We start from the raw sequence: 13,211 nt of genomic DNA on the forward strand, positions 1-13,211 counted from the left end.
GTTTGAATAAATTTGACCGTATAAAATTAGCCATTAGTGGTGATAAACAAAGTACGATTCCCTTTTCTTTCTGGACACATTTACCAGAAATTGATCGGTTACCTAAAGAAGTTGCCCAAGCGACTTATGATATGTATAAACAGTACGATTTAGACTTTATTAAAACAATGAATAACGGTATGTATGCCGTGGAAGACTATAGGACTGAATTAGATTTTTCTGAAGTGGCTAAAGGTGGGGTGGCTAAAGTGGTTGAAACACCGATTAATCACTATGACGACTGGTTAAACCTTCCGTTACTTGAGCTAGAAAGCGCAGCAGCAATGCAAAGAGAGCTTAACCACCTTGAACACCTGTTGAACTTAGTAGATGGTGAAGCACCCGTTATTATGACTATCTTCAGCCCTTTGACTACTGCGGATAAATTATCTAAAGGCCGTTTAGCTGAACACCTTGTACAAGATGAAGCTGGATATATTCACCAAGCTTTAGACAAAATTGCCCAGTCAACGGCATCACTTGCACAAAGAGCCATTGAGTTAGGTGCAGCGGGTATATACTTCGCTTCTCAAATGAGTTCTTACGATAAAGTTAATGAAGAAATCTATGCCGAATATGGTGTACCATATGATTTGAAAGTGCTCGAAGGCGCACAAGCTGGTTGGTTTAACGCAATTCATGTGCACGGTGATGATATTATGTTTAATCTGGTTAAAGATTACCCTGTTCACGTGTTTAACTGGCATGTGTGGGAAAGTTTACCTGAGTTAAAAGAAGGTATCGACTACACTGGTAAATGCGTCATGGGTGGGATTGCCCGTATGGATATTACACATAATAACCGTAACCCTTTACGTCATCAAATCTACCGTTCAATTACTGAGTCAGGTGGGAAAAACTTAATTTTAACCCCAGGTTGCGGTATTCGTCATCCATTCGAAGAAGACACGATTCGCTACTTACAAAAAGTTAAGTCTGAAACTGAAGCTTTGTTAAATAAATAGCAATCTTGTAACAGCCGACCTTAATTGGTCGGCTGTTTTTAGTACCACTTAATTTGGAGGTTTTAGAGATATATTCTAATCCACATTTCATTCTTTTATGGATTTGAGATGGTTTCAAATCCATATTCTCACCTTTTGTGGATTTGAGATCGTTTCAAATCCATATTCCCACCTTTTATGGATTTGAGATCGTTTCAAATCCATATTCTCACCTTTTGTGGATTTGAGATTGTTTCAAATCCATATTTCCACCTTTTTTGGATTTGAGATCCTTTCAAATCCACATTCTCACCTTTTATGGATTTGAGATCGTTTCAAATAAAAAAACCTAAGTAAGGTTCCCTGCTCAAATTAAAGCAGGCCCTACTTAGGTTATCTTTTTAAATTATTAGTATGCTCTTGCTAACCAAACTGTTTCTGTTGCTGGATTACCTGTCACGATACATACATCTTTCTTATCTACTGTACCATCAACTGGAATGTTACGTGTTGTGAAACCAGTGCGCTCTTGAATCATTGCTTCTGATTCTTCTGTTCCATCCCAACCTGCTAATACCCAACCTGGGGTTTCGTCGGCTGCTTTTTTCGCTTCGATATGTGCTTCAAGTTCGTCTAATGTATTGATATCTGTGTAGATATTTTCTGCATTACGAACGCGTGCGTTCTCTAATAAACGAGTTTGCATTTCGTCTAAAGCTGTTTCGATGTAGTCAGAGAAGTTCGCGAAGTCAACATCGACTTTCTCGTCTAAGTCACGTGCTTTAACAATTACTTTATTATTTTCTAGATCTCGTGGACCAATTTCAACTCGCAGTGGCGCTCCGCGTAGTTCCCACTCATTGAATTTGTAACCTGGACGGTTATCACTTCCATCAATGACTGTACGGATTTGTTTGCTGGCTAATTCTTCATTCAGCTCATAGATTTTATCCATGATTGCTGGGTTCTTTTGCCAAGGTCCTACTGGAATGAATACCACTTGTTGTGGCGCTACTTTTGGTGGCATAATTAATCCTTGGTCGTCACCATGGGTCATGATCATTGCACCAATCAGACGAGTTGAAACTCCCCATGATGTTGTAAATGCATGAACATGTTCGTTGTTACTGTTTAAATATTTGATATCAAATGCTTCAGCGAATTTTGTCCCCATGTAATGACTTGTTCCTGCTTGAACTGCTTTCGTATCTTGCATCATTGCTTCTACTGAGTAAGTGCGTTCTGCACCTGCAAAACGTTCTGAAGGTGTCTTTTCTCCTTTGAATACGGGAATAGCCAATGTTCCTTCGATCACTTCTGCATAGATATCTAACATACGTTGCGTACGTGTTTGAGCTTCTTCAGCTGTAGCATGCGCTGTATGTCCTTCTTGCCATAAGAATTCTGATGTACGTAAAAATGGCATCGTACGTTTTTCCCAGCGGAATACGTTCGCCCATTGATTCATCTCCATAGGTAAGTCGCGGTATGAGTTAATCCATTTAGAATATGCATCACCAATCATTGTCTCAGATGTTGGGCGTAAAGCTAAGCGTTCTTCTAACTTTTCTCCAGCTGCTTCCGTAACCCACGGTAATTCTGGTGAGAATCCTTCAATATGGTCCTTCTCTTTATTAAAGAAACTCTCTGGAATCAACATAGGGAAGTATGCGTTACGAATACCCTCTTGTTTGAAACGATAGTTTAATGATTCTTGAATGTGCTCCCAAATCTCATAACCGTTTGGTTTAAAAATCATACAACCACGTACTGGTGAGTAATCCATTAAGTCAGCTTGTTGAATTGTTTGGATATACCATTTTGAAAAATCTTCTTTTCTCGTTACCATAGTAACCTCCTGTTTTAATTTAGTGCATAATAAAAACTGTTCCCGTCCAAATAAGGACGAAGAACAGTTGATCTCCGCGGTACCACCTCAGTTGTCGGCATGTTGCCAACCAGCTTAAAGCCGATAAGGAGGCGAGTCCATAAACTGTATAGTAGGTTCGACGAGCGAGCGGGTTAATCACTTTCAGCCTTGGTGATTTTCTCTTGTTACCTTCACTTCATCTACTATTCTATCAATGCTTATATTATAGCGATTTTTTGAACAAAGTTCAATCTCTTTGAACAATTGAATCTCCTGCCGCATTCATTTCGTATTGTTCTAAAGCACGCATATTCGTTAACGGCCAATAGATATAATCAGCTTCACCGATAATATCTTCAGCATCAATGAATCCAAACGCACGCCCGTCTAGTGAGTTCCGGCGGTTATCTCCCATCACGAATACTTGCCCCTCAGGAACAACAGCACTTCCAGCTACATTCTCCAATAAAAAGTCGCCTGTAAAGTTACCTAAAACATCGGCTCTCATCTCGTCGAGATAAGGTTCATTCATTATTTCACCGTTTAAAATCAATTGATCATCTTGATAGGCAATTGAATCTCCCGGCACACCAATCACGCGTTTGATGTATAAACTTTCCGGCTCATCTGTTTGAACCGGTCCACCTGGTGCGGGAAATACAACGACATCAAAACGCTCAATGTCATTTAATTTCATCATGAACATTTTCTCGCCATCATGCAGAGTATATTCCATTGAACGCCCGTCCACTATGAAAGGCTCCATGACATACGCATAAAATACTTTAATTCCTAGAAAAAGAACAGCCACCCAGATAAGTGTGCTGATGATTTCTCTGATTATCCCTTTAAAAGTCATCTTCTACCTCAATCTAATTAGTCTTTGCTATCCATCACTGTATCAATTGCTAGTACAACTGCTATAACCATGACTGGATCCACTTCGTCACTATCAATATTAAACTCAAACGTATCACTCATCGCAAAGAATTTTTTATTAATTTGAGCAATTAAATCGCCTTCACGGTCATAAATATTATAATCATGTGCAAAGTAATCACCTTCGATCGTCCATCCAATTTGATCAATTTCAAATTGTGGCTTGAAAAAAGTGAGACGTTTTCGAATACCTGCCACATGTTTATCATTAACAAATACATCGACGTGCGGCATAAGTGTTAAGACTTTTTGCTTAACTAGAGCTACCTCTTGGTTGGTTTCTAAGTCTATGATATGCAATTTTCTACCCATCGAAATCAGCTCCCCATCTACCTTATATACTGGTTTTTGGTTCGCATCAACGATATTAAAATCTTGTTTAAATGATAACATTTTCTGTTTCATGTATAATTGCATTAATCTCACTCCTTTAACTTTATTATAATCTTTATATTTATAATGTTCAATTTTATTTGTGAAGTTGTTGAGGACAAATTTTATAACGGAGGTTATCACAATGAATATCGCTCACTATCAAGACGTATTAGACTTTTGGTTTGACCCCGAACATGCTGATTTATTATTCGAAAAAAATGATGACTTTGACACATTGATTCAAGAACGTTTTGGTGATACTTTGATTGCTGCTTGTGAAGGCTTGTTATGGGACTGGCGTACAAGCGCATATGGAAGACTTGCTGAAATTATCGTGCTAGATCAGTTCTCGCGTAACTTATATCGTGGTGACAAGAAAAGTTTCGCTCAAGATACGATGGCTCTAACCTTAGCGCAGGAATTATATAATTTGCGTGAATTTAAAGATGACTTTTCAACTCAAGAACAAAGCTTCGCGATGATGCCTTTCATGCACTCTGAATCGCGCGACATCCATGAAATCGCCTTACGCATCTTCTCTGAAATAGGCGATGAGAACACACTCCATTATGAAAAGTTACATAAAGATATTATCGACCGCTTCGGTCGCTACCCACACCGAAATGAAATTCTAGAGCGCAAAACAACCGAAGAGGAAGACGCGTTTCTAAAAGAACCTAATAGTAGTTTCTGATAAATAAGCAAAGAAAGAGTCCGCATTTGAGGTGCAGACTCTTTTTTGATGTATTTCGCATTTATTTTCGTTCATAGTTGCGAATTAAGCGTATTTCGCATTTACCATACTCCATAAGTGTGAATTAAGCTTATTTCGCATTTATCATACTTCATAAGTGTGAATTAAACTTATTTCGCATTTACCATACTCCATAAGTGTGAATTATCCGTATTTCGCATTTACCATACTCCATAAGTGTGAATTATCCGTAATTCGCATTTACCATACTTCATAAGTGTGAATTATCCGTAATTCGCATTTACCATACTCCAAAAGTGTGAATTAAGCTTATTTCGCATTTACCATAACTTCATAAGTGTGAATTAAACTTATTTCGCATTTACCATACTTCATAAGTGTGAATTAAGCTTATTTCGCATTTACCATAACTTCATAAGTGTGAATTATCCGTAATTCACATTTACCATACTTCATAAGTGTGAATTAAACTTATTTCGCATTTATCATAACTTCATAAGTGTGAATTAAACTTATTTCGCATTTACCATACTCCATAAGTGTGAATTAAGCTTATTTCGCATTTACCATAACTTCATAAGTGTGAATTATCCGTAATTCGCATTTACCATACTTCATAAGTGCGAATTAAGCTTATTTCGCATTTATCATACTTCATAAGTGCGAATTAAGCTTATTTCGCATTTACCAGCAATCATAAGTGCGTAATAACGATAATTCACACGTATCATTTATTATTCTTGTGAATTATCACATATCATTCAATTTCATAATATGCAGCTTTCGTTGAGCCGTTTTTTCTATACGAATTAGCCAAAACCTTCCGAATAGTACCCTGACTAATTTGTCCTCCAGTAAATTCATATACATTCCTAGTTGTAACCATCTCAGCATTATCACAAAACACATACCTCAATTGCTCTGCAGATCTCAGTATCGCATCTGACTTCAGCTCCTTAGAATCACAATGCCTACACGTTACATTTTTCAATAAAACATCAACATCAAAGCTATGGCAATCCTTACATGTCACACCTTTTCGAAGCAACTCAAAATTTTCCACCGTTAAGCCAGTAGGTTGAAATGGATTTTTAGTGACATACCGATTCAAGACTTTTTGTACTTGATTAAAGTGATCTGGCATCAGTGGCATAGCCATAAAATCATTATGCCGCTTCAGAAAGTTTTTGAATTGATTTCTTAGTATGATTTCAAAATCGACATGCTGTTCAATCTCAACTTGGCAGTGTTCGTTAATAAAGACCATCGCACCAAGAACTTCAATTTCCGCAGACACTTCAGATGCTATTCGCTTTAACCGGCTGACTTTACTCGACATGCTCATCATAATGTCATCGTCCATTAATCGATGATTGATTGTACATTCATGATTCTTATACTCAAATTTACCATCAAAATTTTTCACTTCAATAACAAGCCACCGATTCTCCTTTATGATTAAAAAATCAGCCTGCATCGTTTTCTTATTATAGAACCAATAATCATGAATCAGGTGCCAATGCTTGTTACCGTATTTTTTGATCCATAACTCAACTTCAGCTTCGCCGATAAAACCAAGTTTCAACGACCAACTTCGTCTTTTCTGTTTCTCATCTAAATCTACTAGTCGCACTTCCAATATTTCTAGCTGAATTAATTCTGTACTCTTTTGCATCATCATCACACTCCTCTATTATATATACGTAAAAAAGGAGTGATTCCATTATTTTATTTTAGAAACCGTGTTAATATTTAATCTTCAATATTTAACGACACTGCGTTAATTGCAACAATCACTGTTGAAAGTGACATCAGAATCGCGCCAACAGCCGGCGATATCGTTATACCAATTGGTGCCAAAAGTCCTGCCGCCAATGGTATAGCGATAAAGTTATAACCTGCTCCCCATAATAAGTTCTGATTCATCTTACTATTCGTCTTAAATGACAGTTCGATAAATGATTCAATATCGCCGGGTTCTGATTGTGTTAAGACAGTGTCTGCTGAATCAATTGCGACTTGTGTGCCAGCTCCAATAGCCACACCTACATCAGCTAATGCCAGTGACGGCGCATCATTCACTCCATCCCCCACCATAATCACAGTCTTGCCTTCACTTTGAAGTGCCTCAACTAAATTATACTTATCTTGTGGTGATTGGTTGGCTCGGTATTCAATACCTAATGCTTCTGCAACACCTTTGGCTGCATTGTCATTGTCCCCTGTTGCCATAATGGGTGTAATGCCTTTATTCTTGAGTACATCCATAAGCTCTTTACTAGTCGCTTTCAATTCATCACCTAAAGAAACAGCTCCGATTGCTTTGCCATCTTTAATCAAAATACTTATCGTTGCTCCTGGTAACATCTCAATATCGATATTTTCCGCATAAGCTTTTTGACTAATTAGTGCATACTCACTTCCTTGATGCACGCCTTTAACTCCTTCACCAGAAATAACTTCTGTTGAATTAAAATTAGCTGATTCAATGATTTCATCTGAAACATAACTCATAATTGATTGGGCAATAGGGTGACTGGATCCAGCTTCAATACCAGCCATCAAACTTAGCAACTCCTCTTCACTATATGTACCGTCCAACGAATCAACTTTAAGCACTTTAAATTCACCCGTCGTTAATGTTCCTGTCTTATCTAATATCATTGTTTCTGATTTGGTCGTTAATTCATACGCTTCACGATTTGTAACTAGTAGCCCGCGGTTTGCACCTAGACTTGTACTTCGTGAAATAACTAAAGGAATAGCCAAACCTAAAGCGTGCGGACAGGCGATAACAAGTGTTGTCACCGTATAAGAAATCGACGTTTGTAGATCCGCAATCATCCACCATACGAAGAAAGTAACTAAGGCCACGCCTACTGCTATATAAAACAACCAACCCGCAACTTGATGTGCTTTGTTCTCTGCTCGCGATGGATTCCCTTGAGCTTCAGCCACTAAATGTTGAACTTGAGATAAGAACGACATATCTCCTGTCTGGCTGACTTCCACGAATAGCGTACCTTGCCCATTCGTTGATCCTCCGATTGCATCGTCTCCTGCTTTTTTCTCGATGGGTTTTGATTCACCTGTTAATAGTGATTCATTCACACGTGAACTTCCTCGAACAATCTTTCCATCTGCAGGCACATTTTCACCCGCTTGTACTCGAACGATGTCCCCTACTTGAAGTTTTGCTACTGGACGATTTTCAACCGATTCATCTTCCAAGACTACTTGAGCTTCTTTTGGTAATAATTTGGCCAATGACTCTTGAGCGTCCCCAGCATTGCCTAAAGCAACCATCTCAATCCAATGACCTAATAACATGATTAATACCAATGAAGCAAATTCAAAGTAGAAATCCATAACATGCTCGCCCGTTATATAACGCATAACTACTGCGTACACACTATATAGATACGACACACCCACACCCATTGAAACGAGTGCCATCATACCAGGTGATTTTTGTTTAAATTCATCCATCGCACCTTTGAAAAATGGTTTTCCTCCGTAAATTATAAGTATTGTTGATAGAACAGTTCCTAAAATATCTGAATAAGGAAAAGTATATTGGAATGGAAACGGAATCTCTAACCCCATTAAAGGAGAAATCCACATAATAATTAATCCTAACGGTAATGAACGTAAGAACAGTTTCTTGAAATCCCCATGATGATGGTGATCATGCCCACCCATTGCCCCATGATCATGATGCATGTGAGTGTGGTCTGTGTGGCTATGATCCATCTTACTGTGATCCATTTCACTATGGTTCGTATGATCATGATGCATGTGACTATGGTCCATCTCACCATGATCCATATGTTTGTGATTATGTTCGTGATGCTTATGTTTGTCCGTACTCATTTTAGATCTCCTCCAGTATTCAAATGACATTCACATTGTCCTGGTACACACCCACAAGCCACTTCGAGTGGTGCAGTCATCTTCTTCTCCTCTAAAAAATAAATTAACTCACTTATGTCTCCTTGACTTAAAGTCGCTTCAGATAGTATATCCACTAAGACGTTCCCAAGTTTTTTATTACAAATCCGAGACAGTAAATTAGTGGTAAAGTCCCTCATTATCTCATTCTCAGAAATTACAGCTGAATAGATGAATTTTCTTCCAGCTAGTTGCGCATCTAAAGCACCCTTATCAACTAAACGGCCTATTAAGGTCTTTATCGTACTTGTTTTCCAACTTTGCTTATCTTCTAGTATGTCGATAATTAACCGACTCGTAGCTATACCATTAGCCCAAACAACTCGCATTACTTCCCATTCTGCATCTGTTATCTTGAATTGGGATATCGCTTCCGCCATCATTGAACCTCCTTTTCGTTTACACATGTAAACTTAACTTAAATGCAGTTTACATGTGTAACCTGGGTTTGTCAAATAATACCTTAAAGAGTATCGCTCTTTATTTTTTCCATTTTATGGTACATTATAATCAACAGAACACGTCTCTTAGCTACTCCTCAAAGGAGGGAACTATTATGCGTAAAGCTTGGTTAGTTACGTTCATCCGGTTACCATTACTATTAGTGACAATGGCACTTTTTAGCGTTATCTTGAATATATCATTTCCTTTTGCTCCTGATATCGCCGTTCTATATTTTATGATTGTAAATATTATATCTTTGTTCTTTATGATTCATCTGTTGAAGGCTGAAAATCGCACAATATGGGATGTCATCGATTACCAAAAACATCGACTTGGTAAGGATATATTATGGGGAATACTATGGATTTTTGTTCTTTTTATTCCATTTGCGATTGCGATTAATGGGGTCGCATTTTTAATGTACGGGACAGATTATATTAATCAGTTCCAAGTCATTTTTGCAGGCGACTTAGCAACGACCCCAAACCTTACACCTCTATGGCTTAGATGGTTTGGGGCGATTATCGCACTTTTTTTCCCTTTTCTTAATGCACCGATTGAAGAAATTATGTACCGAGGGTACGCTCAACCTAAGTTTACTAAAGGGTATGGTAGCGCATTGGCTGGTATTATTATCCCGTCAATTGGTTTCGGCTTACAACACTTTATGCTTGCGGCAAGTTGGCAAGGTGCATTAGTTTATATTGTAGCGTTTTTCTTTTGGGGTCTAGGTAGTAGCCTAATCTTCCATGTTCATCAGCGACTTTTCCCAATTATTATTGCCCACTTCTTTGTTAATTTCGCTTTCGCTGCTTTTCCGATTGTCTTTTTAACCTTAGGTATGTAATAACCTTTCTACACTAAAAAACCCACTCACATTTGTCGTGAGTGGGTTCATTTTTCTATTTTTCTATTCTTGCGCACCTTTTTGTCCGGTTAATACTTTAAACCAATGAACGATAAAGGTTGCAACGGCTGCCGCTCCAAAGATAATTCCCCAAGACATAAGCGTTAACGGCTCTGTCCCTAAAACATTATTCATGAATGGTGTGTAAACAGCAATTAGCTGTAATACAACACCTAGAGCCATTGCTCCTACAAGTAATTTATTCTTGAAAAATGATTTATCTAAACCGAATGATTTGAATTTTCGAACGTTAAAGATATGCATCAATTGTGCAATGGCCATGTATGAGAACGTCACAGTTTGAGCATACTCTAATGAGAAATCACTAAAGTTATAGAATGCGAAGAATATTCCAAAGGCACCTAAACCAATGAAAATCCCACTCGTAATAATTTGACTTAAGAATTTACGATTCACTAAACCATTTTCAGGATTACGAGGTGGATGACTCATAACATCATCTTCTGCTTCTTCATAAGCTAAAGCAATGGCTGGTCCGATATCAATCAACAAGTTGAGGAACAAGATATGTAATGGTTGAATCGGCATCGGTAGCAGGAAGACAATTGTGAATAAAATCGACACAATTTCAACCATGTTACACGCGAATAAGAACGATACATATTTCTTAATGTTTTCAAAAATAATCCGACCTTCGCGTACAGCGTCCACAATTGTAGAATAACGATCATCCGTCAGTATCATATCTGAAGCTTCTTTCGCTACCTCAGTACCACGAATACCCATAGCTACTCCAATGTCAGCCCCATTCAATGCTGGCGCATCATTGACACCGTCTCCAGTCATCGCAACCACTTCACCTTCATCTTGTAAGGCACGTACGATTTGGAGTTTATTTTCTGGAGAAACTCGTGCGAAGACAGCTGTATCTTGGATACGATCAATGAAATCATTCGAATCATGTGTCTTATCGATTTCTTTACCTGTCATCGTGTTTTCCCAATTGTTAATACCGATTTCTTTAGCAATCACAGAAGCCGTACGCGGATGGTCTCCGGTAATCATCTTGACTCTAATACCCGCTTCTTGAGTTTGACGAATCGATTCAGCGACATCTTGCCTTGGCGGATCCATAATCCCGAATAAGCCATCGATTGTTAAGATTTTGTGGTTGTTCTCAAACCATCCTTCGATATCTTCAGTAATTTCTTGCGCTTCACCCTCATCTTTTACAGTATAACTCGCAAGTCCAATAACACGATTACCTTCTTCAGTCAGTTGTTTATTCTTTTCAGTCCAAAACTCAACCTCATCATCATCGATATCAGTATATTCTGCGACAACATCCAAAGCACCCTTCATAATGAAACGATAGATATCATTCGGGAATTTATGGAATGTAGCCATATATTTCTTATCCGAATCAAAGGTAATTTCAGCAAGTTGTTCATAGTTATTCTCTTTTAAGAACTCTGGAGATAAGCCAATTTTGTGACCTAAAACGGTTAAAGCACCGTCAGTTGGATCCCCTTTAATTTTGTACTCGCCTTTATCCTCTTCTTTTATATCTTCATCATTATCGTCATCATCCTCTTCAGACACCTTTGTTAATACAGCATCACTTGATAAGAATCCATCTGTAATTAGCTTAATCAAGACTTGATCGTTATCGTTTAAGTCCTCAACATCATCAATATTTCCTGCTTCAATATCGACGACCTCGCCACTATATTTGATGGCTCCTTTAGGTTCATACCCGCTACCCGTTACTTCATAGACTTCATCGCGTTTAATAATTAACCGCTCAACCATCATTTGGTTTTCAGTCAATGTCCCTGTTTTATCACTGGCGATAATTGATGTTGATCCCAATGTTTCAACAGCTGACAAGGTCTTAACAAGAGCTTCATGCTCAGCCATCGTCGTCATACCGTTGGATAAGGTAATCGTTTGAACTGCAGGCATTGCCTCAGGGATAGCAGCAACAGCTAGAATGACAGCTACGTGTAGCATCTCGGCTGTATCTTGTCCGTTTAATATCCCAATTAATAGAACGAGGGCTGCGGCGACAAAAGCTACGATAATTAAAGCTTTACCTAATTGATCAATTTCTTTATCTAAAGGCGTTTCATTATCTTGTTCTTCACCCAACATCTCAGAAATCCGACCCACTTCAGTATCCATACCCGTTCCAGTAATAATTGCTCGGGCTTTACCACGTGTCACAGCTGTACCTGAAAAGACCATATTCAATTGATCGCCTACAGCCTCTTCCTCATCAAATGATGCGTCTGCGTCTTTATCGACCGCTTCAGATTCACCCGTCAAGGCCGCTTCCATCACTGCAAAGTTATTGTCACTAATTAAACGACCATCTGCAGCAATCGCATCCCCTTCACCTAGAATAAGGACATCTCCGGGAACTAATTCCGTTGAATCAATTTCAATCTCTTTGCCATCACGTAAGACTTTCGCCTTCGTATCAACCATTGATTGTAAGGCTTCAACAGACTTTTGAGCACCTAATTCGACGAAATACCCAGTTAACACTGATATTAAGACCGCCAGCAAAATAGCAACGGCTTCAACCCAGTCACCCATAATCACAGAAATCACTGCCGCAATTCCTAGTAGGTATACAATAATATTATTCAAATTTTCTAATAATATTTCCCACTTAGATTTTGTCTCAGTCTCATCTAACTTATTTTCACCATATTCTTCTCGACTTTTCTCGACTTGAGATTCACTCAATCCATCGTCTATCGATGTCTCAAACTCCTCTACAACGTCGTCTAACTCACGTTGATATATTTCACTCATAATAAACCCCTCACATTTATATTCATTTTAAATTGCATCATAACATCATTTACGTTCTAAATATAACATGTATAACTTTACAAATAAATAAATTTGCCTACCGCAACTCAACACCAAATCATTGACATTGTCATGTTAAAATTCATTTCTACTTATTTTATATTTTAAAATTACTACAGCAATAACCTCACATTTATATGCAATAATATCCATGAATCGACTAGCATCCGTAATATAGTATTT

At 38.1% G+C, this 13,211-nt stretch carries 10 protein-coding genes; 3 read left to right on the top strand and 7 right to left on the bottom strand.

Going from position 1 to position 13,211, the window contains the following annotated elements; translation table 11 throughout:
- Positions 1 to 2 precede the first annotated feature (2 nt).
- Complete coding sequence (locus HYQ40_07660) at positions 3 to 1,004, top strand: uroporphyrinogen decarboxylase (GenBank protein MBZ6527655.1); 1,002 nt, start codon at positions 3 to 5, stop codon at positions 1,002 to 1,004.
- 388 nt (positions 1,005 to 1,392) lie between these two features.
- On the opposite strand, the gene HYQ40_07665 is transcribed toward HYQ40_07660, so the two are convergent.
- From HYQ40_07665 to HYQ40_07675, 3 genes are all read right to left on the bottom strand, one after another.
- Complete coding sequence (locus tag HYQ40_07665) at positions 1,393 to 2,832, bottom strand: proline--tRNA ligase (protein ID MBZ6527656.1); 1,440 nt, start codon at positions 2,830 to 2,832, stop codon at positions 1,393 to 1,395.
- 268 nt (positions 2,833 to 3,100) lie between these two features.
- A complete protein-coding gene (gene lepB, locus HYQ40_07670; protein MBZ6527657.1) occupies positions 3,101 to 3,712 on the bottom strand; it encodes a signal peptidase I in 612 nt (203 codons plus the stop codon).
- Between the two features lie 17 nt (positions 3,713 to 3,729).
- A complete protein-coding gene (locus HYQ40_07675; protein MBZ6527658.1) occupies positions 3,730 to 4,209 on the bottom strand; it encodes an LURP-one-related family protein in 480 nt (159 codons plus the stop codon).
- 100 nt (positions 4,210 to 4,309) lie between these two features.
- Between HYQ40_07675 and HYQ40_07680 the strand changes: the two genes are divergently transcribed.
- Positions 4,310 to 4,861: a DUF924 domain-containing protein gene (locus HYQ40_07680; protein ID MBZ6527659.1), complete on the top strand. Its 552-nt coding sequence runs from the start codon at positions 4,310 to 4,312 to the stop codon at positions 4,859 to 4,861.
- 778 nt (positions 4,862 to 5,639) lie between these two features.
- On the opposite strand, the gene HYQ40_07685 is transcribed toward HYQ40_07680, so the two are convergent.
- The 3 genes from HYQ40_07685 to HYQ40_07695 form a co-directional block, all read right to left on the bottom strand.
- On the bottom strand, positions 5,640 to 6,560 hold the full coding sequence (locus tag HYQ40_07685) for an NERD domain-containing protein (protein ID MBZ6527660.1): 921 nt from the start codon (positions 6,558 to 6,560) through the stop codon (positions 5,640 to 5,642).
- 74 nt (positions 6,561 to 6,634) lie between these two features.
- Positions 6,635 to 8,755: a cadmium-translocating P-type ATPase gene (gene cadA, locus HYQ40_07690; protein MBZ6527661.1), complete on the bottom strand. Its 2,121-nt coding sequence runs from the start codon at positions 8,753 to 8,755 to the stop codon at positions 6,635 to 6,637.
- Positions 8,752 to 9,213: a CopY/TcrY family copper transport repressor gene (locus HYQ40_07695; GenBank protein MBZ6527662.1), complete on the bottom strand. Its 462-nt coding sequence runs from the start codon at positions 9,211 to 9,213 to the stop codon at positions 8,752 to 8,754. The genes cadA and HYQ40_07695 overlap by 4 nt, the downstream gene beginning before the upstream one ends.
- A gap of 176 nt (positions 9,214 to 9,389) precedes the next feature.
- On the opposite strand from HYQ40_07695, the gene HYQ40_07700 reads away from it, so the two are divergent.
- Positions 9,390 to 10,124 carry a CPBP family intramembrane metalloprotease gene (locus HYQ40_07700; GenBank protein MBZ6527663.1) on the top strand — a complete coding sequence of 245 codons (735 nt, stop codon included), beginning with the start codon at positions 9,390 to 9,392 and terminating at the stop codon, positions 10,122 to 10,124.
- A gap of 63 nt (positions 10,125 to 10,187) precedes the next feature.
- On the opposite strand, the gene HYQ40_07705 is transcribed toward HYQ40_07700, so the two are convergent.
- Positions 10,188 to 12,968: an HAD-IC family P-type ATPase gene (locus HYQ40_07705; GenBank protein MBZ6527664.1), complete on the bottom strand. Its 2,781-nt coding sequence runs from the start codon at positions 12,966 to 12,968 to the stop codon at positions 10,188 to 10,190.
- Positions 12,969 to 13,211 lie beyond the last annotated feature (243 nt).

The sequence above is a fragment of the Aerococcaceae bacterium DSM 111021 genome, assembly GCA_020112395.1.
Classification (GTDB): Bacteria; Bacillota; Bacilli; order Lactobacillales; family Aerococcaceae; genus Ruoffia.